This is a genomic window from Citrobacter koseri ATCC BAA-895, from assembly GCF_000018045.1.
GTDB classification, from domain to species: Bacteria; Pseudomonadota; Gammaproteobacteria; order Enterobacterales; family Enterobacteriaceae; genus Citrobacter_B; species Citrobacter_B koseri.
In genome coordinates this window covers 326,190-347,897 of sequence record NC_009792.1, presented here as the reverse complement: position 1 = coordinate 347,897, position 21,708 = coordinate 326,190, and the positions used below count along the sequence as shown (strand labels likewise).

Genomic DNA, 21,708 nt, shown 5'->3' with positions numbered 1-21,708 from the left:
ATATGCAACTTGAAAATATGATTACCGAAGGTGTTAACCGCGCCTCTTTTGAGATTGACCGGGCTTCCACCCTCGATATGTGCCGCATCATTAATGATGAAGATAAAACGGTTCCACTCGCCGTGGAGCAGGTTCTGCCCGAGATCGCCGCGGCTATCGACATCATTTATGCGCAGGTCAGCGCTGGCGGGCGGCTGATTTATACCGGCGCCGGAACGTCCGGTCGCCTGGGTATCCTTGACGCCAGCGAATGCCCCCCGACCTATGGCGTGGAATCAGGCCTGGTTATCGGTTTGATCGCTGGTGGCGAGCGCGCGATACAGCATGCGATTGAAGGCGCGGAAGACAACCGCGAGCTTGGGGTCAACGACCTGAAGACCCTCGCACTCAATGAAAAAGATGTGGTTGTGGGCATTGCGGCCAGCGGTCGCACGCCGTATGTGATTGCCGGTCTGGAATATGCCCGTACGCTCGGTTGCCGGACGGTCGGGATCTCCTGTAATCCGGGGAGCGCCGTAGCAAAGGCGGCGGAGCTTGCCATCACGCCCGTTGTCGGCGCCGAAGTGGTGAGCGGTTCTTCCCGTATGAAGGCGGGCACCGCGCAGAAGCTGATTCTCAACATGCTGTCCACCGGCCTGATGATTAAATCCGGCAAGGTGTTTGGCAACCTGATGGTGGATGTTGTCGCCACGAACGAAAAACTCAACGTGCGTCAGGTAAATATTGTGAAAAATGCGACAGGCTGCACCGGGCAACAGGCTGAAGCCGCGCTGATGGCCTGTGGCCGTCACTGCAAAACCGCTATCGTCATGCTACTGAAAAACCTCAACGCAACAGAAGCCAGTCTGCGTCTTGAGCAACATGGCGGCTTCATTCGCCAGGTACTGGAAGAGGAATAAAGCGAATGGCAAAAGAAATCAGTAATGATCTCCTGAATACGATTATCTCCCGGGTCGGTGGCCCGGGTAATATTGCCACCTGCGGGAACTGCATGACCCGTTTACGCCTGGCGGTACATGACAGCGATCGGGTCGATCCGGCAATTAAAACGCTCGAAGGCGTGAAAGGCGTGGTCCTCTCGAATAACCAGGTGCAGGTCATTTTTGGCCCCGGTAAAGCGCAGCGGGCGGCAGATGCCATGAATGCGCTACTGAGCGATAACAGCGGCACCGTCACGCAGGCGGCAGATATCGCCGCCAAAACCAAAAGCCAGCTAAAAGCGAAACAAACCTCAGGCATTCAGCAATTCCTGTCGAAGTTCGCCACTATTTTTACGCCGCTCATTCCCGGTTTTATTGCTGCGGGTCTGCTGCTGGGGATTGCCACGCTGCTGGGTACGGTATTGCACGTTCCGGCCGATGCGCAAGGTATGCTTCCCGACGCCCTGAACTTTATGAAAGTGTTCAGTAAAGGGCTGTTTACCTTTCTGGTCATTCTTATTGGCTATAACGCCGCGCAGGCTTTCGGCGGCACCGGCGTTAACGGGGCGATCATCGCCTCGCTGTTCCTGTTGGGATACAACCCTGCCGCCACCACGGGCTATTTCTCCGGTATTGAGGACTTCTTTGGCCTGCCGATCGACCCGCGCGGCAACATTATCGGCGTACTGATCGCCGCCTGGGCCAGCGCGCGTATTGAGGGCTTTATCCGACGCTTTATGCCCGACGATCTGGACATGCTGCTGACCTCCATGTTAACCCTGCTGGTCACCGCCGCACTGGCCTACCTGATCATCATGCCGCTGGGCGGCTGGCTGTTCGAAGGGATGTCATGGCTCTTTATCCACCTCAACAGCAACCCGCTGGGCTGCGCCGTTCTGGCGGGTCTGTTTCTTGTTTCGGTGGTGTTTGGCGTCCATCAGGGCTTCATTCCCGTCTATCTGGCATTAATGAGTAGCCAGGGATTCAACAGCCTGTTCCCTATTCTTTCTATGGCGGGCGCGGGTCAGGTCGGCGCCGCACTGGCGCTCTACTGGCGAGCAGAAAAACACAGCGTGTTACGCAGCCAGGTTCGCGGGGCGATTATTCCCGGCTTACTCGGTGTTGGCGAACCGCTGATTTACGGCGTTACGCTGCCACGAATGAAACCGTTTATCACCGCCTGCCTCGGCGGCGCTGCCGGGGGGCTGTTCATCGGCTTAGTGGCCTGGTCGGGTCTGCCGATGGGCTTAAACAGCGCCTTTGGTCCATCCGGTCTGGTGGCGCTGCCGTTAATGACGTCCGCGCAAGGTATTCTGCCCGCAATGGCGGTATATGCCGGAGGAATGCTGATTGCGTATCTTGGCGGATTTATTTTTACCGCTCTCTTTGGCTGCCGTAATGTGAATCTGGACTAATACCATGAAAATGACATTACTTTTTGCTTCCCTGCTGGCGCTCAGTTGCACTGCCAGCGCCGCGCCATTTCCGGTATTGACTGACGCCGCGCCGGAAAAAGCAGGATTTAATATTGAACGGCTTAACGCGCTGGATAACTGGATAGCGCAACAGGTTGATGCCGGTTATCCGAGCGTTAACCTGCTCATTATTAAAGACAGTCATATTGTTTATCGTAAGGCCTGGGGTCAGGCTAAAAAATATGACGGCAGCGTCCTGATGTCTCATCCCATCAAGGCAACCACTGACACCCTGTACGACCTGGCATCAAATACAAAAATGTATGCCACGAACTTTGCCCTGCAAAAACTGATGTCAGAGGGCAAATTACAGCCGGACGATCTTATCTCGAAATACATTCCCGATTTTGGCGATCGTCCGGGGGATGCGATTAAAGGGAAAAGCACGTTACGCATTGCGGATCTGCTGCATCATTCCGGCGGTTTCCCTGCTGACCCGCAATACCCGAACCAGGCCGTCGCGGGCGAGTTGTATTCGCAGGATAAAGCCACCACGCTGGAGATGATCAAACGCACGCCGCTGGCGTACCCCCCCGGCACGAAACACATCTACAGCGATGTGGATTATATGCTGCTTGGGTTTATCGTGGAGTCCGTGACGGGCCAGCCGCTCGATCGTTATGTTGAAGAGAACCTCTATCGCCCGCTCGGTCTAACGCATACGGTCTTTAACCCGCTACAGAAAGGCTTCCGCCAACAGCAGATCGCCGCGACGGAACTGAACGGCAATACCCGGGATGGCGTGATTCATTTCCCCAATATCCGCACGACCACCCTATGGGGCCAGGTGCATGATGAAAAAGCATTCTACTCGATGGGCGGTGTTTCAGGACATGCGGGACTGTTTTCGAATACCGGCGATATTGCAGTACTGATGCAGACCATGCTGAATGGCGGAGGGTACGGTAACGTGACGCTGTTCAGCCCGGAAACCGTGAAAATGTTCACGCAATCCTCGCCGGAGGATGCCACGTTTGGTCTCGGCTGGCGCGTTAACGGCAATGCGTCCATGACGCCGACATTCGGCACGCTGGCCAGCGCGCAGGCATACGGCCATACCGGATGGACAGGGACGCTGACCGTTATCGACCCGGCTAATCAGATGGCGATTGTGATGCTGAGCAACAAACCGCACTCGCCCGTTGCCGACCCGCAAAAGAACCCGAATATGTTTAACAGCGGGCTGATGCCGATAGCCACATACGGTTGGGTGGTGGATCAGATATACGCGGCGCTAAAACATGAGTAACCGATAAGGCTGGACTGCCGGGGGCGTTTCGCTTGCCCGGCCTACAAAAAGTTTCTGTAGGCCGGGTAAAACGACGCCGCCATCCGGCAAAAGAAATTACAGCGCCATCAATCTGTCCAGAGACGGTGCGAAGTAATAGCCGCCCGTCACTGGCTTCGTGAAGCGCAGCATGGCGTCACGCTTCCCGTCGGTATCGCCAAACATGCTCAGCAACTGCTGCTCAATATTGTACAGACGCGCGCAGTAAGCGCAGAAATAGAGGCCGTGGGTGCCGCTTGCCGTACCGTATGGCAGGCTCTGGCGCACAATTTTCAGCCCTTTGCCGTCTTCTTTCAGATCCACGCGGGTCAGGTGAGACGTGACCGGACGGTCATCGCCATCGATCTCTTCGTTGGCTTCTTTAGTACGACCAATCATCATCTCCTGGTCGTGAACGCTCATGCGGTTGAGCTGCGTCAGGTTGTGTTCCCAACGCTGAACGAACACGTAGCTGCCGCCCGCATCCACGCCGTCTTTGATGACCGCCACGTCGCGGCGAACCTCTTCTCCCGCCGGGTTTTCCGTCCCGTCAACGAAGCCGCTGAGATCGCGTTCTTCCACCCAACGGAAACCGTGGATTTCTTCCTGCACCTCGATGCACTCGCCAAAAGCCGCCATAGCCGCCTGCGCGACAGAGAAGTTCACGTCGTGACGCAGTGAAAGAATGTGGATCAGCACATCGTACTGGGTTGCTGGCGCCAGACCTTTACCGTAAGGGATAAAATCTTTCAGCTCTTCAGCCCCAACGCCGCCGCTCAGGGCGCGCCAGGTGTTGTTGCCAAATGCGACAACCGCGCCCAGATGCGCGTCAGGGAATTTCGCTTCGAAGGTTGCCAGTTTATCGGCAAACGTTTTGCTGGCCGCACGCAGGGCATCGACATCCCCTTTTACATTGGCTTCAATCCAAATCGCCGCGCGGCAGTGTTCTGGCAAAATGCCACTTTGAACCTGAGACATTGTTCCTCCTGAAAAATAAGAATGCCACGGCTGCGTGGCATTGATGGGCGTATTGTACCCGTTTTTTCAGCGAGGCGGTTTGTTCAGACGCAAATTAACGGCGCCAGATGATTTTGCTCACTTTCCAGTTTTTCAGCGTGTCGTCAGGAGGCATTAACCCTTCCGGGCCGTTCCACTCGCCGGAGAACAGATAGCTAATATGTTGACTGTCTTGTGCTTTACACTCGACCGACGCGCTGTCATCGCCCGTCGCTTTCTGGCAGTTACCGAAGGCTTTGCTGTAAAGGTCGCTAAACGGCGTACCGATTTCGACGCCTGCCTGCGATGGAATATCGCTGTCCAGCACATCAATACGGCTGATGGTTCCCTGGTCGCCATTGATAACCAGCGCAACCTTGTCCTCTTTCATCGCTTCAAAAAAACGCACCACGTTGCCGTTCTGGGTTTTCATTCCGCTACGCAGGCGATAGTCGCCATCCAGCGCGTCAGTAATCGCTTTTTCATCCAGCGGCGTGGACGCAGTTAATGCCCCAACGCCCTGCTCAGTGACCTCTGTCGACGAGCCAAACCAGTTCCACGGATTCGCAGCAGACCAGTTCACCGACGAGAGGGTTGAACAGCCGCTCAGCACCAGCGGCATTGCGCATAAAATCAAACGCAGCGATTTCATCTCACTTCCTTTCTTTATTAATCAACGTTGTTTGGAGTCCGGTTTCGCCAAAAAGTGCCGTTATTCTTTTGCCGGCGCAAAGCAGGCGCGTAAACGGCGGTTAGAGAGCAACCAGATAAGCGCGACAATATCGGCCACCACCAGCGCCAGCCCGATGCCGTTTACCGGTTCACCATACAGCCACAGCACCGGTTGCCAGCAGAGCAGAACGCCCTGCGCCAGAATCAACAAGCCGCGCAGCCCGCGCCACAGCACCGGGAAAGCGTCGCGCCGCCCGCTCAGTAAAAACGCCAGTACCGCCGGGACGCCGGGCAACAACCCCAGCCAGAACGTATCGTGATCGGGATAAAACAGATTCAGCAGCGTATCGCCCTGCTCGCGGGAGGAGCCAGCAATCACAAACAGCACCCAGGTACGCGCCTGAAGCAGCAGCACGCACCAGAACAGAAAAGGCAGGCGCAAGCGCCCATGACCGTCGTAGTCAGCAGGATGAAACTCAGTACTCTTCATCTTCAATCAGACGCTTGCCCAGACTTAACGCGTCCGAATGTTCATAACCCAGGCGCTCGTACATGCCCAGTACAATGTCGTTGTCTTCCCGCACCATGATTTGGATTTTCGGGCAGCCGCGAGCAATGAGCTTTTTCTCCAGCCGGTTCAACAGCGCATTGGCGATGCCACGACCGCGAAACTCCGGGTGTACGCCAAGATAATAGGCAGAACCCCGATGGCCGTCATAGCCGCCCATGACCGTACCGACCACCTCGCCATTCACCTCAGCGACCAGGAACAAGCTGACGTCATGGTTCAGCTTACGTTCGATATCCATTTCAGGATCGTTCCACGGACGCAGCAAATCGCAGCGCTCCCAGAGGGTGATCACCTCTTCGAAATCTTCCTGGCGAAAAACGCGTATCTCCATGGTATTGAGACCCTTTTCAAGGTTAAAACTCCGATTATGGCGCGAACGACTGATTTAGCCAATATCTGACGCGAAACGGCGAAAAAAATGGCATAATGACGGATTGTCACGTATTGAAATGAAAAGTAAAACAATTCTCATCACGAACAGTCGTAACGGATTACGCGATACGATATAACATCTGGAACTCAATTTTCACAACTCAGGCTGTATGAGCACTTTTAAACCCTTAAAAACTCTCACATCGCGCCGCCAGGTGCTGAAAGCCGGGCTGGCGGCTCTGACGCTGTCGGGCATGTCGCACGCCATCGCTAAAGAAGAAGCGCTAAAGACCGGTAATGGTCACAGCAAACCGAAGGCCAAAAAAGCAGGCGCCAGACGCATTGTTGTTCTCGACCCCGGCCACGGCGGTATCGACACCGGCGCGATTGGTCGCAACGGTTCGAAGGAAAAACACGTCGTGCTGGAGATCGCCAAAAACGTGCGCGCGATTTTGCGCAACCAGGGGATTGATGCGCGCCTGACACGCACGGGCGACACCTTTATTCCCCTGTACGATCGCGTGGAAATCGCCCACAAGCACGGCGCGGATCTGTTTATGTCCATCCACGCAGATGGCTTTACCAACCCCAGCGCCGCAGGGGCCTCAGTCTTTGCGCTTTCTAATCGCGGCGCCAGTAGCGCCATGGCGAAATACCTCTCCGACCGTGAAAACCGCGCCGATGAAGTCGCGGGGAAAAAAGCGACCGATAAAGATCATCTGTTGCAGCAGGTATTGTTCGATCTGGTGCAAACCGACACCATCAAAAACAGCCTGACGCTGGGATCGCATATTCTTAAGAAGATCAAGCCAGTGCATCGTCTGCACAGTCGCAATACGGAACAGGCGGCGTTTGTGGTGCTAAAATCACCGTCAATTCCCTCCGTACTGGTAGAAACCTCATTTATCACCAACCCGGAAGAGGAGCGTCTGTTAGGCACCACCGCATTCCGGCAGAAAATCGCCACCGCGATAGCCAATGGCGTGATCAGTTATTTCCACTGGTTTGATAACCAGAAAGCACACTCGAAGAAACGGTAATCATGAAACCCGATGCACAACGCGTAAAACAGTTCCTGCTCAGCCTTCAGGATGATATTTGCCAGCAGTTAGCCGCCGTTGATGGCGCTGATTTTGTTGAAGACAGCTGGCAGCGCGACGCGGGTGGCGGCGGGCGCAGCCGGGTACTGCGTAACGGCGGCGTCTTTGAGCAGGCTGGGGTAAATTTCTCCCATGTTCACGGCGACGCGATGCCCGCCTCCGCGACGGCACACCGCCCGGAGCTGGCTGGGCGCAGTTTTGAAGCGATGGGCGTATCGCTGGTGGTGCATCCGTTGAACCCGTACATTCCAACCAGCCATGCCAATGTTCGCTTTTTTATTGCGGAGAAGCCCGGCGCGGAGCCGGTCTGGTGGTTTGGCGGCGGTTTCGACCTGACGCCCTATTACGCGTTTGAAGAGGATGCCATTCACTGGCACCGCACGGCGCGGGATCTGTGCCAGCCCTACGGCGAGGACGTCTATCCGCGCTATAAAAAATGGTGCGACGATTACTTTTTCCTGAAGCATCGCGATGAGCAGCGCGGCATTGGCGGGCTTTTCTTCGACGATCTGAACACGCCTGATTTCGACAGCTGCTTTCGCTTTATGCAGGCGGTAGGCAAAGGCTATACCGATGCTTTTCTGCCAATTGTCGAGCGGCGTAAAGCAATGGTCTGGGGCGAGCGCGAGCGTCATTTCCAGCTTTATCGCCGGGGCCGCTATGTGGAGTTTAATCTGGTGTGGGATCGCGGCACGCTGTTTGGCCTGCAAACGGGCGGACGCACCGAGTCCATTTTGATGTCGATGCCGCCGCTGGTGCGCTGGGAGTACGACTGGCAGCCGGAAGAGGGCAGCCCAGAAGCGGCGCTGAGCGAATTTATCAAAGTCCGCGACTGGGTGTAATTTACCTGGCCGCGTTTTTGCCTGGTGACGGCTAACGCCTTATCCGGCCTACAACTACAACGGTAGCGCCCCGTAGGCCGGATAAGACGCAAAGCGTCGCATCCGGCACAATAATGTCATCACATCCACTGACGCATACGCTGATGCAGCGTCAGCGACGGTTTTTCGGCAAACAGCTGCTGGTAATCGGTTGCGAACTGCCCCAGATGCCAGAACCCCCACTGCATTGCCGCCTCTTTGACCGTCGAACTTTGCGACCACGGACTGATCAGCTCCCTTCGCACCGCGTTTAATCGAATCCGCTTCAGCCACGCGTTCGGGCCAATCCCCAGAATCGCGTGAAACGCGTTTTGCAACGTGCGGCGGCTGACGTGCAGCTGATTGCACAGATCGAGTACCGTCAGCGGCTCCGACATATTCTCCAGCACGTATTCCCGCGCACGGGACAGCAATTTTCGATAGCTCTGATGGCTGACGCTTTCTGCCGTTATAATCGGCTGCGCTTCTTCCAGCATCGTCCCCATCGCCAGCAGCAGGTTATCCCCCAGCACTTTACGCACCGCATGCTGATGCAGGTTTTCCGGGTTCTCGCTGAACGTCGCCAGCGCCTGCTGGACAAAGCCCCACAGCGCCGCTTTATGCTGCTCTTTCACCTCCAGCGCAGACTGGTTACGCAGCATATGCAGCACCCTTTCCGGGTGATGCAGGAAATTGGCCTGCCGGGTAAGCACCTCCTCCGAGATAACCACGCCGAGGATGGTGTAATCATCCGGCGTGCTCAGTTCAAACTCCGTCCCGCCCGGACGGGTGGCGATCTCCGCGCTGCCAATGCACTGCGTGCCGATAAAACCTTGCTCGCCGCGCGTTGCCGGAATACCGAACCAGAAGGAGTTCGGCCAGACCAGGCAAGACTGACGCAGCGCCAGACCGGTGTACTCACGGAACACCTGAATTTCATCCAGCAGGATTTCCGTGAATTCCCCATGAAATTTACCGGGATGCAGCTGATCGTAAATCTGCTGCCAGGCGGTTATCGTCAGGGCGTGTTCATAGACGTCCGTTGTCAGCCGCTGGTGAACATTATCCACCTCAACCAGAGGCGTAAGTTTAACGTCTTCGGGTAACGCTTCATGATAAAGATGGTGCAAGTTTGCTGTACGAGTCTTTTTCATGATCTTCAAAGCCGGGGCGCAACGTCCCCGGCACCTCCGACAGGTTATACTTTCTTCAGACGATAGCGACTACTGCGTTTACGCAACGCCCCGTCAGAAAAGAGTTGCTCCAGCGCATTTCTGGCGCGCTCCAGTGACCAGCCAAAATGCGCGGCCACCTCCCCTGCCGTCATTCCCTGACGTACTGATGCTAATAACGCCAACAGCGCTTCTGAGGATTCAGAGGTAACAGGCGCATCTGGCGTCTTTCCGACTTTCGTTGGCTGGCGCTTAAAGCCGCCGATCAGCCACTGGGTGTCGTCTTCCGGCCGCCCAATTTCTTTGCGGCTGATAACACGGCCCGTGCGTTGTGCTGCGGCGCTTCCGGCATCCAGCGCCGCGCGACACGCCGCCAGATCGCCCTCCACCACCAGCGTCAGCCTGCCGGGATCGAGCACTTCGTGGCTGAGCAATCGCACATTGGCGGCTTTCAGCATGGCGTCCGCCGCATCAACGGCGGCAACCATGCCATCCACTTCCAGTAATCCCAGTGCATTGATCATCGCTACCTCTCTTACGCGCGCTGGACGGGATTACGGGCAATATCCAGAACGGCATCGGTAAAGGCGTTGCAGGCGGCTTTACAGGCGGCCTGGCTCCCCGTTAAAAACGCCGCAGAGTAGTTGGTTTCTGACGGCGGCGGCACGTAGGTCACCAGTTGGACATCGGCGGATTTCATCGCCGCATCAATGCCAAACGTCGCTTCCAGCGGCGGCGCCACCAGATAAGCGATAGGATCGCCCAGCGCGATGCCTGAGGTTGATGAGAGATAAGACCCGGTACGCGAAACCACATGCGCCAGGAATGCTATATCTTCCGCATCGTTGGCCCACTGGAACGCTGCGCCGCCTTCAATATGCGCCACCATCGCATCCAGACCCGCCCGCACTTCCGCCGGGTTCGGGCCGCCCAACATAATCAAAACTTCACCGGCCGTCGGCGACGGCCCGTGGGCCGCTCCGGCATACAGTGAACGGCCATACACCACTTCCACCATCGCCTGTTTTGTCGCTTCGTCTGCCGCAATATACGTTACGTCATCAGAGTCTGCCGTGATGAGACCGAGGCTACGTATATGTGACGGTAATTTAAGCTCACGCGCGAAACCGTCATTCACCGAGGCAATCACGCGCATTGCGGTGACCGACGGTCGAATCAAATCTAATGCTGGCATGTTGCCTCCTTAACGGGTCATATTGATGCCGGATGCTTTCTGCTCCAGCATACGTTTCGCCAAATCCACAATTACCGCTGCGGCTTCAACCGGCGGCGTGCCGCCCTGGTGAATATTCGAAATACAGGTACGATCCGCTTCAACGGTGGTTGCCACCCGTGGTGAGTAAACCGCATAGCAGGAGAGGCTTTCCGACTGACCTAAGCCAGGACGCTCGCCCACCAGCAGAATCACCACTTTCGCGCCAAGAATTTCGCCGATCTGATCTTCAATCTTCACGCGGCCATAACGTACAAAGAACGGCGTCCCGACTTTCAGCCCCGCCTGTTTCAGGCCAGAGAGCAGCGGCGGCAGGATCTCTTCGTAGTTGGCGGTAATCGCATCCGTCGATAAACCATCGGAAATCACCACCTGGACATCCGGGCTGGCGACACACTGCGCTTTCAGCGCGTCAATGGCCTCCTGACTCAGACGACGCCCCATATCCGGGCGGGTCAGGTAGAGGTTTTTATCGCTGATTTCCGAACGCACTTCCAGCAGCCCCTGTGCTTTCACCCACTCTTCCGGCACCTCTTTCAGAACGGTATCTTTCGAACGAGAGTGATCCGCCAGGAAGCGCAACAGCGCCAGGGTGCGCGGACGTGGGCCGGCGCGACCGGTACACACGCGCGCAGCGGTGCTGCGGCGCAGTTCGGCCAAAACATCTGCGCGATGCGGATTCTCCACGCCTACCCAGGCTTTCGCCTCAGCCGAACCTAAATCCAGCGCGCAGCTTTCCGCCGCTGAAGGCGCTGAAGGTGCGGCACATTGTTTAGCGCTACAGGCTGGCGCGGATTCTGCGGGGGCCTGCGGCTGCGACTCGCCCATTGACGCCATTACACTGCGTACAATTTCTTCAATCTGTTTTTGATCCATCGTATGTCATCCCCGCGTCATCAGAAGAACAGTGACGGATCGCCCGCCCGCTTGGTCAGGCGACCGTTTTCCATAATGCCCATCGTTTCCAGCCAGCGCTCAAACTCCGGCGACGGACGCAGGTTGAGTAACTGACGTACCGTTGCGGTATCGTGGAATGCGGTGGTCTGGTAGTTGAGCATGATGTCGTCGCCGAGCGGCATGCCCATAATGTAGTTACAGCCTGCGGTGGCGAGCAGAATCATCAGGTTTTCGTTGAGGTTCTGATCGGCGTCGGCGTGGTTGGTGTAGCAGCAGTCGCAGCCCATTGAGATGCCGCTCAGCTTGCCCATAAAGTGATCTTCCAGACCAGCGCGAATAATCTGCCGGTCGTTGTAGAGATACTCCGGCCCGATAAAACCGACCACCGTATTCACCAGGAACGGATCGTAGTGCCGCGCCAGGCCGTAGTTACGCGCTTCCATCGTCACCTGGTCGGCGCCGAAGTTGGCTCCAGCCGAAAGCGCAGACCCCTGCCCGGTTTCAAAGTACAGGCAGTTTTCCCCGGCGATACGGTTGAACTCCGCGCCGACCGCACGCGCTTCATCCAGCATCGCCAGCTCCACGCCGAACTCTTTTAATCCTTTTTCGCTGCCGCAAATACTCTGGAAAATCAGCCCGCCCGGCGCACCGCGCCGAATGGCTTCAATCTGAGTGGTGACGTGCGCCAGCACGCAGCCCTGCGTCGGAATATTGAACTTGTCGATCACCCCGTACACGGTATCCAGCACGCGGCTTAAGTTTTCCACGTCGTCCGTTACCGGGTTAACGCCAATCACCGCATCGCCCGCCCCGAAAGAGAGCCCTTCATAGATTTGCGCGGCGATACTCTGTACATCGTCACGGGTATCGTTCGGCTGCAAACGGCAGCTAAAGGTGCCCGGAATACCGATGGTGGTATTGGCCTTTTTGATCACCGGCATCTTCTTACCACCGTAGATCAGGTCGGCGTTGGAGCAGATCTTCGCGACCGCCGCCACCACTTCCGAAGTCAGCCCTTTACGCGTAAACGCAATGTCATCGACGGACGTTTCATCACTCAGCACATATTCGCGCAGCTCACTGATGCTCCAGTTTTTAATGCGGTTATAGGCCGTTTCATTGACGTCGTCCTGAATCAGACGCGTCACGCAGTCCTCTTCATAGGAAATCACCGGGTTGTTGCGAATATCCGCCACCGACATTTCCGACAACACCTGTTTCGCGGCAACGCGCTCCTGTGAGCTTTCAGCCGCAACACCTGCCAGCACATCCCCCGAACGCAGTTCGTTGGCTTTTGCCAGCACCTCTTTTACATCCTTAAACTGATAAACATTGCCGAACAATGTGGTCTTTAGTTTCATAAGTCGTTCCCTCAGGAAGGAAATGCGAGTGATTTCACCGTCACCGGCACAACCGATCCGCCAAAAAGAGGCGTACCAATGTCGATATAGTCCCCCGCCCGGACGCTCACTTCGTCAATGACCGCCAGCGGGTGTTGCTGTAACTGTGGGCGCAATAACATGCCCAGGGCTTTGCCAAAGTCCTGCTCGGCCACCACCAGCAGGGGATGCGGATTGGGAAAACGCGCGGTAAACGCCAGCAGCGCGTCGATGACCGTGAGTAATGCCGCGTAGCGCACCGGAAGCCGGGCGGGAAGCGCCAGCACGTATGCGTCAGTGCCAGGGTCGAGATCGAGCTGAGTCAGCGCCTGTTCCCAGGCGGCCACCAGTTCGTTTTCATCTTGTGGAATCGCCACCGGCAGGTTGCGCAGCGGAAGCGCAACCCCCTCCAGCCAGATGGTGCTGCCGGACAGCGACAGCGTGTGCGCCCCCGCGCCAATCACCGTGGCGCGCACGGTTTGCGTCGGGAACTGCACGTTCATCTCACGCAGGCGCGGGTGCTCATGCAGCGCCGTCGCCAGCAGCGGGCCGACATCAGAAAAGCAGAACGGATCGGCAGGCTGATTGCGGTAGCACTCCCCGACGCCACCGGAAAGGGTGATCACCTCCGGTTTCACCCCTGCGGGCAGTAATCCGGTTTGCATCAGCGCCTGCGCCAGCGGCGAAGGCTCGCCGTCAATGATTTCGACAATCAAATCCGCCATCCGCCGCACAACCTGCGCCAGCTGCGTGGCGTTGAGCGAGCGGGCGTCAGTGCCCGCGCCGAACACCGCCTCAACGATCATCTGCCCCGGTTTATGCGCATGTACCACCCGCCCCTGGCCGTCCGTTTCCAGCAATCTGCCGCCCACGTTCAGACAGGCGGAGCCGCTCACTTTTCCGGCGTCAAACAGAACATAGTTCGAGGTGCCGCCACCGATGTCGATGTTGAGCACGCGACACAAGCGCTGTTCAGACAGGGTCTGCGCCCCCGCGCCGTGCCCGGCAATCACCGATTCCAGATGCGGCCCGGCGCTGGCGACGACAAAATCGCCGAGAGACTGCGACAGCGCCATCACTGCCGGACGCGCATTGCGGGTCTTCGCGCTTTCGCCGGTAATGATGATCGCCCCGGAATCCACCGTCTCCGGCGCAATCCCCGCCGCCTGATACTGAGCCAGAATCAGCGCCTTAAGTTCGGCCTCTTTCAATCCGCCCTGCTTATCCACAGGGGTAAAAAAGACCGGGCTTTGCCAGCTAATTTCACGTTTGATAAATTCGTAGCGCGGCACCTGCGACACTGCCGCACGGTTAACCAGCTCAAGGCGTGAGAAGATCACCTGAGTGGTGGTAGTGCCGATATCGATACCGACGCTCAGTAGCTGGCGAGTGTTCACGACTGCGCCTCCACTTCCGTTTCTACCGGAACATCTTCATCTTTGGGCACCAGCATCATCGCCACGCCAATCGCTGTCACGCCGCCGATCAGCTTGCCGACAATCATCGGGAAGATCATCGCGTTCATGTTGGCGGCCGCAAAGCCTAAGTGGTCACCCAGCGCAAAGGCAGCGGAGACCGCGAAGGCGCAGTTGATCACTTTGCCGCGGGTATCCATCTGCTTCATCATGCCGAACATCGGAATATTGTTCGCCAGCGTCGCGACCATGCCGCCTGCCGCCATATTGTTGATTTTTAACAGGCCGCCAACGCGCATCAGCGGTTTTTCAAACCAGCGGGTCAGCAGAAGCACCATCGGATAGGCGCCGAGCAGAACGCAGGAGATAGAGCCGATCACTTCAATGGCGCGCATCACTTCGCCAGGCTGGTCGCCAGGGGACATGAAGATCGGGTCGAGGCCTGGGATCAGCTCCCATCCCAGCAGGAATTTAATCACCGCAGCCGCCAGACCAATGGTGATCAACGCCACCAGGAATTTAGCGAAGATCTGGAAACCGCTGATCATTTTCTCCGGGATAAATTTCAGCCCCAGCGCAACCAGCACCGCAACGATGATCACCGGGATCATGTTCATCAGGATCAGCGCGAAGGTAAACTCCACCGGTTGCCCGTTGATCTCCACGCCGGAGTACATCGCCACTAAACCACCGGCGATACAGCCAATGGGAATGGTGACAATTCCCGCCAGCACGCCCAGCGCCAGGTAGCGGCGGTCGGACGGCTCGATAATGCCGAGCGCCACCGGAATGGAGAAGACAATCGTCGGCCCCATCATCGCACCCAGGATCAGGCCGGAGTACAGCCATGCCGCCACATCGCCGCCCGCCAGTTCTTTGGCGAGGAAGAAGCCGCCCATATCGCAGGCCAGCAGCGTTCCGGCGAACATCGACGGGTTCGCGCCGAGCATTTCATACAGCGGGATAATCACCGGCCCGAGCAGCTTCGCCAGCACCGGCGCCAGGGCGGTCATACCGACCATCGCCAGCCCCAGCGCGCCCATCGCCATAAAACCTTCTTCAAACTGACCGCCCGACCCCTCGATGCTCTTACCGAATTTACCGAGAAAACGCGCCGAACCGCCAAACTGCGACAGGATCCTGTCCACGGCGGCAATCAGCATAAAGAACATCATGATGTACATGATGATTTCATTAATTCCCATAGCCCTATCTCCATTTGCCAGGTGTTTCGTAGGCCTGATAAGCGCAGCGCCATCAGGCAATAGTGCCGCGTTTTTGCCGGATGGCGGCGCGAACGCCTTATCGGGCCTACATCCTGGTATGCTTTATTGTGCCGCCGCGTACAGGTCGATAATCTGTTCCTGTGTGGCGGTTCGTGGGTTACTGCGAATACAAATATCTTCCAGCGCGCCTTGCGCCCACGCGCTGTAATGCGCGGACGTCGCGCCAACATCGGCGAGGCGTTTTGTCAGCCCGGTTTCAATAATCAGTTCGCTAACTGCGCCGATCGCGTCGCGATCGTCCGCTTTCTTGTTGAGTAACGCCCGACCGATATGGCTGAACCGTTCGCGACACACCATGCGGTTAAATCCCATCACCGTCGGCAGCAACATACTGTTCGCCTGGCCATGCGGAATATGCAGCGTCGCGCCCGGCTGGTGCGCCATCGCATGACACAGCCCCAGCCCCGCGCTGGAAAAGGCCATCCCCGCCATGCAGGACGCCAGCAGCATGTTTTCCCGCGCCGCCATGTCATGCCCGTTCCCCACCGCTTTCGGCAGCGACTTGCCGATCATCGCAATAGCGCCAATCGCCAGGCTGTCGGTAAACGGCGTGGCATTCAGAGCGCTATACGCCTCAACCGCATGGGTCAGCGCGTCAATCCCGGTCATCGCCGTTACGTGAGAAGGCACCCCTTCCGTCAGCGCCGCATCCAGAATGGCGACGTCCGGCATCAGCGAGGCATGCGCCAGAACCTGCTTGCGCCCGCTTACCGCATCAATAATCACCGTCACGTTGGTGGTTTCCGACCCCGTCCCCGCCGTCGTCGGCACGGCAATCAGCGGCAGACGCGGGCGCAGTACGCTCTGCGCCGTCATATCCGCCAGCGTCTGCCCTGGGTTGGTAAAGAGCAGCGCTACGGCTTTTGCCGCATCCAGCACCGAGCCGCCGCCAAACGCCACCACGCCGTCACATTTTGATTCGCGCAGCTGCGCGACCGCCGCGCAAACGTCAGTGATGGAAGGTTCTCCCACCGGGCAGGGCCAGATGCTCATCGCCACGCCTTTCATCGCCAGACTCCGTTCAAGCCCGGCGGTCATCCCTGCCTGATGCAGAAAACTGTCAACCATGACAAACAGATGCGTCAGCCCGCGCGTTTGCGCTTCCTGCCCGCAGGCGCTGAGCGCCCCCAGGCCGCACAGCGTGACGGGCGGAACGCTGAACGTTTTTATCCGTTGCAGATTCAGGGTATCGAATGCCTGAAAGAGCGCGGTCTGCAATTCACTTTGCATAGATCCCCTCCGCTTTTTCTTTCCCGCTGTTGGCAATCGCCAGCGGCGTCATAAACAGGCTGTGTTCAGGTAAATGCACCCGCAGTTCCGGGAAGCGTTTACGGAATAGCTCATCCACGCCCGGTTGCATACAGGAGCCGCCCGCCAGCCACAGATCGGCTATACCTTGCCCTTCGATATGCCGGGCAACAATCTCCGCCATCTTTTCGTATACCGGTTTTACCACCGGCCAAATCTCCCGGGCGTTGCTGCGCTTGAACTGCTCAGCGTCTTCCAGTTCGATGCGGCGGTTTCCGGCCAGCGTCAGGGAAATATGGTGTCCGCCGGTCGCTTCATCAGCGGAGTAAGTCACCTTGCCCTGCTTCACAATGGCGATCCCCGTCGTACCGCCGCCGATATCCACCACGCCCGCGTTATCCAGTCGCAGCAGATCCGCCACAGCGGTCGGCTCATCCAGCACATGACTGACCTCCAGCCCGGCGGATTCCAGAACATTGATGGAGATACGCGGGTCGGTGCCTGGCGGAAATGAGGTCGCCGCGTGGGTGAACTGGCAGCCAAGCTGGCGTTCGAGCGTGTCGAGATGGCGACGCACGATGGTGACGGCGCCGAAGAAGTCCCAGACGATGCCGTCACGCACGACGTCAGCCCAGTCCAGACAAACGGCGACTGGCTGCGCGTCGCGGTCGACAACCATCGACACCACATCGCACGTCCCTAAATCAATACCCAGCCACAGCGGCGAATCGCTGGCGACGGGATGCTGATTACACAGCTCAGCGGCTTTCTGGAGTCTCGGCGTCAGCCAACGTTGTTCATCGTGCGCCATCTCTTTTCTCCTTATAGACAGTCTGCTGGGCCGGTATCAGACGATGCGAAACGCATCCACCAACACGCAGCGACGCAGACGCACGAAGGTGCGCGCGCTGGTCACCCCTTCCCCGGTTGGCGTAGTAATGGTCATGGTGGTCCAGCCTTCGCCGCCCAGACCCAGCCCGGCGATGCACGGTCCGTTCTTGACGAAGATGCTGGTATCAATGGCGTTTGCCATCCGGTTCATGTTGTCGATGTTGCGCGAGTGCATCGCCGCCGTATGGTGGCAACCGCCTTCCAGCGTGACCGCCAGCTCAATGGCCTCTTCTACGTTGGCAACCCGCACCACCGGCAGTACCGGCATCATCAGTTCCGTGACCGCGAACGGGTGCGTGGCAGGCGTTTCCACAAACAGCAAGCGCGTTTGCTCCGGCACCGTCAGCCCAATCGCGGCGGCGATTTTGGCGGCGTCACGCCCAACCCAGTCGCGGCTGACCGTTCCTTTGCCACGCTCGTCGATATTTTTCAGCAATACCGGCTGAAGCTGTTCGGCCTGTGCGGCGGTGAGTTTCACCGCATGCTGCCCTTCCATCAGGCGCATCAGTTCATCGGCAACGCTATCGACAACAATCAGCACCTTCTCGTCGGCGCAAATGATGTTGTTATCGAAGGATGCGCCTTTGACGATGGACTGCGCGGCGCGCGCCAGGTCAGCGGTTTCATCCACCACCACCGGCGGGTTCCCGGCGCCTGCGGCAATCAGACGTTTGTTGGTGTGTTTACGCGCGGCCTCGACGACCGCTTCGCCGCCGGTCACCACCAGCAGGCCGATACCGGGATATTTAAAGAGGCGCTGGGCGGTTTCGATATCCGGGTTCGCAACGGTCACCAGCAGGTTAGCCGGGCCGCCAGCGGCAACAACCGCCTGGTTAAGCAGCGTAATGGCGCGCTGAGAAACCTTTTTCGCCGCCGGATGCGGCGCAAAGACCACGCTGTTGCCTGCGGCAATCAGGCTAATGGCGTTGTTAATCACGGTTGCCGCCGGATTGGTGGACGGCGTGACCGACGCCACAACCCCCCACGGCGCATTTTCAATTAAGGTCAGACCGTTATCGCCGGTCAGTACCTGCGGCGAGAGGCATTCCACGCCCGGCGTACCGCGCGCCTGCGCCACGTTTTTCGCTAATTTATCTTCGACGCGTCCCATGCCGGTTTCTGACACGGCAAGTTCCGCCAGTTCTCTGGCGTGCTTTTCACCCGCCTCACGTATCGCATGAATAGCGAGCTGGCGCATGGCCACGCTCTTCAGCCCCTGCTGAGCCACTTTCGCTGCGGCAACGGCGTCATCCAGGGAGGCAAAGACGCCCATTTCATGAACGGCGGCGGCAGGTTGACTGCTGTCTTTCATTTTCAGCAATACCGCTTTTACCACCTGTTCAATATCCTGTTGATTCATGATGTTCAGTCCTATTTATGGAAAACGACTTTCCCGCCAGCCACCACTTCATCGACAATACCAATCACGCACAGATCGACAGGTGAGGATTCGCTCCGATGCGCCTGGCGGGCAGAACTGCCGCTAACCAGCAGCACCCACTCCCCGGTTCCCGCCCCAATGCTGTCGATTGCAACGGCGCACTGCCCGTCGGGATTCCCTTCGGCATCAATCATTTTCACCATCAGCAATTTGTCATGCGCGAGTCCTTCATGGCGCACCGTACAAACAATTTGTCCTGTGACGACTGCCAGCTTCATACCCGCCTCCATGTGTTGTGTGTTGCGTGCCGAAACTGTAGGCCGGATAAGCGAGGCGCCATCCGGCATCGATGCCATCTCATTGCCGGATGGCGACGCGTTTGCGTCTTCTCCGGCCTACACGATCAGACGTAGCCATCCAGCTTAGATATTGCTGTCACCTTTGAAGCTGATCGGGAACACCTCTTCCAGATCGCCGTGCGGGCGCGGAATGACGTGTACGGAAACCAGTTCGCCAATGCGCTGCGCCGCTGCGGCGCCGGCATCAGTAGCGGCTTTGCACGCTGCCACATCGCCACGCACCATCGCGGTGACCAGACCGCCGCCAATCTGCTTCACGCCAACCAGTTTCACGCGTGCTGCTTTAACCATCGCATCAGAGGCCTCAATCAGTGCAACCAGGCCCCGGGTTTCAATCATTCCTAATGCTTCCATTGTGTTTTCCTCTTCGGTAAGGGGGTCCAGACGGGACCTTTATACAACCAGTGTTTGCGAGTCGTGTTCACGACTCACGTCAGTCTGGCGCGGCACTGCTGCCACCAACGCCAGTTCGATAATTTCCTGTACGCTACAGCCTCGGGAGAGATCGTGAAGCGGTGCGGCAAGCCCCTGAATCAGCGGCCCAACGGCGCGATATCCTCCCAGACGCTGGGCGATTTTGTAGCCAATGTTGCCCGCTTCCAGTGACGGAAAGACCATCACATTGGCTTTGCCCTGTAACGGACTGGCGGGCGCTTTTTGCGCGGCGACGTCCGGGACAAAAGCGGCGTCGAACTGCAACTCGCCGTCAACAATCAAATCCGGCGCGCGCTCACGAACGATCTCTGTCGCCTGCTGCACATTGGCGACATTGGGGTGACGCGCGCTGCCATGACTGGAGAACGACAGCATGGCGACCCGAGGCTCCTCTCCAGTAATGGTTCGCCAGGTCTGCGCGCTGGCGATGGCGATATCCGCCAGTTGCGCCGCCGTGGGTTGCGGCACCACGCTGCAATCGGCGAATCCCAGCGCCTGCCCGGTGTACTGCGGCAGCATCAGGAAGATCGACGACAGCGTTTTGCAGCCCGGCTGCAAACCGATCAGGCGTAGCCCTGCCCGTAGCACGTTCGCTGTCGAAGAGAGGTTGCCGGCAATGCACACATCGGCATGACCTGCGCTCACCATCGCGGCGGCGAACATCAGCGGGTCGTTCAGTTTTTCCAGCGCATCCGGCGGTGTTTTCTCTCCCGCCCGCGCCAGCCAGCGCCCGGCGAACACCTCGCGCATAGACAGATTGCTCTGTGGGTCAATCACCTGAATGCCATCCATCGCGATACGGTGAGTGAGCGCAAACTGGCGTAGCGCAAACGGGCTGGTGACAAGAACCGGTCGCGCCAGACCATGCCGTTGCAGATAGTGCGCCGCCTTCAGGACACGGACATCCAGCGCATCCGGGAAGACCACCCTGGCGGGCGCGCGTAAGGCCTGTTCGCGGCAACGTTCAATGATCATTGCTCCCCTCCCAGTCGCTGTTGAATCTGGCTGACGGTGAGCGGATGCTTCGTCACGCACAAAATCATCATCACGTAGACCGTACTGGAGAGGCGGTTCAACGCCTGTAGAAGATCCGGGCGCAGCACGTCAAAATTGCGGGTGATAAAGACCTGAGCGGCCACGACTTCCGTCTCACGCACTTTGGTACGCAGCAAATTCAGCAGCGCGGCATCGCGGCCGTGGCTGGCTTCCGGCACCAGATGATCGTGATCGAGATAGCGCAGCGGCTGATGGGACAGACGATGCAATTCGTCCTCGTTTAGCCCCACAATGGCCTGCGCGGCCAGCGGTTCATCCATCGCATCGGCACGCATGATGTTGCCCAGGCGGGAACGAATGTCAGCAAGCCAGGGTTGCCACTGCTCCGGCAACTCAATTTGCAGCCACACCACCAGCGCGATGGTGCTGTCCAGCGCGGCGCGAAATCCCAGGCGCGGATCGCTTTTCGCAACCATTTTGTCGGCGGTCAGGTGGGTCAGCGTATCGGGCTTTTTTGCCACCGGCTGGCGACACAGTTCGCAGCACGCCTTAGGGTGCGTATCGCTGCTGGTCAAACCGTGCACCGGCTGTAATTGCTGCTCATCGTCATCGACAAAAAGACGGCCTTGCTCATCCAGAAACTTGATGCGCAAATGGCGGCTTTCCAGCAATTCCCGGGCAGATGGCGTCAGGCGAGCGTCAGCGGGAAGATGGATCTCCGCCCCTTCGCTGAGCGTATGATTCGCTCTGAGCCATGCTTCGGTAATGAAATCCTTCATACA

At 57.9% G+C, this 21,708-nt stretch carries 23 protein-coding genes; 5 read left to right on the top strand and 18 right to left on the bottom strand.

Annotation, left to right across the window (positions count from 1 at the left end; translation table 11 throughout):
• Positions 1-2: 2 nt before the first annotated feature.
• From murQ to pbp4b, 3 genes are read left to right on the top strand one after another with little or no spacing between them, the layout of a single operon-like run.
• Positions 3-899 (top strand): N-acetylmuramic acid 6-phosphate etherase, encoded by an 897-nt coding sequence (murQ, locus tag CKO_RS01605; protein ID WP_012131351.1) that lies wholly within the window; start codon positions 3-5, stop codon positions 897-899.
• 5 nt (positions 900-904) lie between these two features.
• Positions 905-2,335: a PTS N-acetylmuramic acid transporter subunit IIBC gene (gene murP / locus CKO_RS01600; protein ID WP_012131350.1), complete on the top strand. Its 1,431-nt coding sequence runs from the start codon at positions 905-907 to the stop codon at positions 2,333-2,335.
• Positions 2,336-2,339: 4 nt separating this feature from the next.
• Positions 2,340-3,644 (top strand): penicillin binding protein PBP4B, encoded by a 1,305-nt coding sequence (gene pbp4b / locus CKO_RS01595; protein ID WP_012131349.1) that lies wholly within the window; start codon positions 2,340-2,342, stop codon positions 3,642-3,644.
• 96 nt (positions 3,645-3,740) lie between these two features.
• On the opposite strand, the gene yfeX is transcribed toward pbp4b, so the two are convergent.
• The 4 genes from yfeX to CKO_RS01575 form a co-directional block, all read right to left on the bottom strand.
• Positions 3,741-4,640 (bottom strand): porphyrinogen peroxidase, encoded by a 900-nt coding sequence (yfeX, locus tag CKO_RS01590; RefSeq protein WP_012131348.1) that lies wholly within the window; start codon positions 4,638-4,640, stop codon positions 3,741-3,743.
• Positions 4,641-4,734: 94 nt separating this feature from the next.
• Positions 4,735-5,310 carry an RpoE-regulated lipoprotein gene (locus CKO_RS01585; RefSeq protein WP_024130133.1) on the bottom strand — a complete coding sequence of 192 codons (576 nt, stop codon included), beginning with the start codon at positions 5,308-5,310 and terminating at the stop codon, positions 4,735-4,737.
• 60 nt (positions 5,311-5,370) lie between these two features.
• Complete coding sequence (locus CKO_RS01580; RefSeq protein ID WP_012131346.1) at positions 5,371-5,820, bottom strand: DUF2919 domain-containing protein; 450 nt, start codon at positions 5,818-5,820, stop codon at positions 5,371-5,373.
• A complete protein-coding gene (locus tag CKO_RS01575; RefSeq protein WP_012131345.1) occupies positions 5,807-6,232 on the bottom strand; it encodes a GNAT family acetyltransferase in 426 nt (141 codons plus the stop codon). The genes CKO_RS01580 and CKO_RS01575 overlap by 14 nt, the downstream gene beginning before the upstream one ends.
• A gap of 211 nt (positions 6,233-6,443) precedes the next feature.
• Between CKO_RS01575 and amiA the strand changes: the two genes are divergently transcribed.
• Entirely contained in the window at positions 6,444-7,313 is an 870-nt protein-coding gene (amiA, locus tag CKO_RS01570) for an N-acetylmuramoyl-L-alanine amidase AmiA (RefSeq protein ID WP_012131343.1), read from the top strand.
• A 2-nt stretch (positions 7,314-7,315) separates the two neighbouring features.
• Positions 7,316-8,215 carry an oxygen-dependent coproporphyrinogen oxidase gene (gene hemF, locus CKO_RS01565; protein ID WP_012131342.1) on the top strand — a complete coding sequence of 300 codons (900 nt, stop codon included), beginning with the start codon at positions 7,316-7,318 and terminating at the stop codon, positions 8,213-8,215.
• A gap of 119 nt (positions 8,216-8,334) precedes the next feature.
• On the opposite strand, the gene eutR is transcribed toward hemF, so the two are convergent.
• The 14 genes from eutR to eutT all read right to left on the bottom strand — a co-directional run bounded on the left by eutR (position 8,335) and on the right by eutT (position 21,705).
• The gene (gene eutR, locus CKO_RS01560) at positions 8,335-9,387 is read right to left on the bottom strand and encodes an HTH-type transcriptional regulator EutR (protein ID WP_012131341.1); all 1,053 of its coding nucleotides are present in this window, start codon (positions 9,385-9,387) and stop codon (positions 8,335-8,337) included.
• Positions 9,388-9,431: 44 nt separating this feature from the next.
• Positions 9,432-9,929 carry an ethanolamine utilization microcompartment protein EutK gene (gene eutK, locus CKO_RS01555; RefSeq protein ID WP_012131340.1) on the bottom strand — a complete coding sequence of 166 codons (498 nt, stop codon included), beginning with the start codon at positions 9,927-9,929 and terminating at the stop codon, positions 9,432-9,434.
• A gap of 11 nt (positions 9,930-9,940) precedes the next feature.
• Complete coding sequence (gene eutL, locus CKO_RS01550; protein ID WP_024130132.1) at positions 9,941-10,600, bottom strand: ethanolamine utilization microcompartment protein EutL; 660 nt, start codon at positions 10,598-10,600, stop codon at positions 9,941-9,943.
• Between the two features lie 9 nt (positions 10,601-10,609).
• Complete coding sequence (eutC, locus tag CKO_RS01545) at positions 10,610-11,515, bottom strand: ethanolamine ammonia-lyase subunit EutC (RefSeq protein ID WP_012131338.1); 906 nt, start codon at positions 11,513-11,515, stop codon at positions 10,610-10,612.
• A gap of 20 nt (positions 11,516-11,535) precedes the next feature.
• Complete coding sequence (eutB, locus tag CKO_RS01540) at positions 11,536-12,897, bottom strand: ethanolamine ammonia-lyase subunit alpha (protein WP_012131337.1); 1,362 nt, start codon at positions 12,895-12,897, stop codon at positions 11,536-11,538.
• Positions 12,898-12,908: 11 nt separating this feature from the next.
• Positions 12,909-14,312 (bottom strand): ethanolamine ammonia-lyase reactivating factor EutA, encoded by a 1,404-nt coding sequence (gene eutA / locus CKO_RS01535; protein WP_012131336.1) that lies wholly within the window; start codon positions 14,310-14,312, stop codon positions 12,909-12,911.
• Complete coding sequence (eutH, locus tag CKO_RS01530; protein ID WP_012131335.1) at positions 14,309-15,535, bottom strand: ethanolamine utilization protein EutH; 1,227 nt, start codon at positions 15,533-15,535, stop codon at positions 14,309-14,311. The genes eutA and eutH overlap by 4 nt, the downstream gene beginning before the upstream one ends.
• A gap of 123 nt (positions 15,536-15,658) precedes the next feature.
• Entirely contained in the window at positions 15,659-16,846 is a 1,188-nt protein-coding gene (gene eutG, locus CKO_RS01525; protein ID WP_012131334.1) for an ethanolamine utilization ethanol dehydrogenase EutG, read from the bottom strand.
• Positions 16,836-17,675 (bottom strand): ethanolamine utilization protein EutJ, encoded by an 840-nt coding sequence (gene eutJ, locus CKO_RS01520; protein WP_012131333.1) that lies wholly within the window; start codon positions 17,673-17,675, stop codon positions 16,836-16,838. The genes eutG and eutJ overlap by 11 nt, the downstream gene beginning before the upstream one ends.
• Positions 17,676-17,711: 36 nt before the next feature.
• Positions 17,712-19,115, bottom strand: a complete 1,404-nt coding sequence (locus CKO_RS01515) for an aldehyde dehydrogenase family protein (RefSeq protein WP_012131332.1) — start codon at positions 19,113-19,115, stop codon at positions 17,712-17,714.
• A gap of 11 nt (positions 19,116-19,126) precedes the next feature.
• Positions 19,127-19,414 (bottom strand): ethanolamine utilization microcompartment protein EutN, encoded by a 288-nt coding sequence (gene eutN, locus CKO_RS01510; RefSeq protein ID WP_024130131.1) that lies wholly within the window; start codon positions 19,412-19,414, stop codon positions 19,127-19,129.
• 144 nt (positions 19,415-19,558) lie between these two features.
• Complete coding sequence (gene eutM / locus CKO_RS01505) at positions 19,559-19,849, bottom strand: ethanolamine utilization microcompartment protein EutM (RefSeq protein ID WP_000387720.1); 291 nt, start codon at positions 19,847-19,849, stop codon at positions 19,559-19,561.
• Positions 19,850-19,888: 39 nt separating this feature from the next.
• Positions 19,889-20,905: a phosphate acetyltransferase gene (pta, locus tag CKO_RS01500; RefSeq protein WP_012131330.1), complete on the bottom strand. Its 1,017-nt coding sequence runs from the start codon at positions 20,903-20,905 to the stop codon at positions 19,889-19,891.
• On the bottom strand, positions 20,902-21,705 hold the full coding sequence (gene eutT, locus CKO_RS01495; RefSeq protein WP_012131329.1) for an ethanolamine utilization cob(I)yrinic acid a,c-diamide adenosyltransferase EutT: 804 nt from the start codon (positions 21,703-21,705) through the stop codon (positions 20,902-20,904). The genes pta and eutT overlap by 4 nt, the downstream gene beginning before the upstream one ends.
• Positions 21,706-21,708 lie beyond the last annotated feature (3 nt).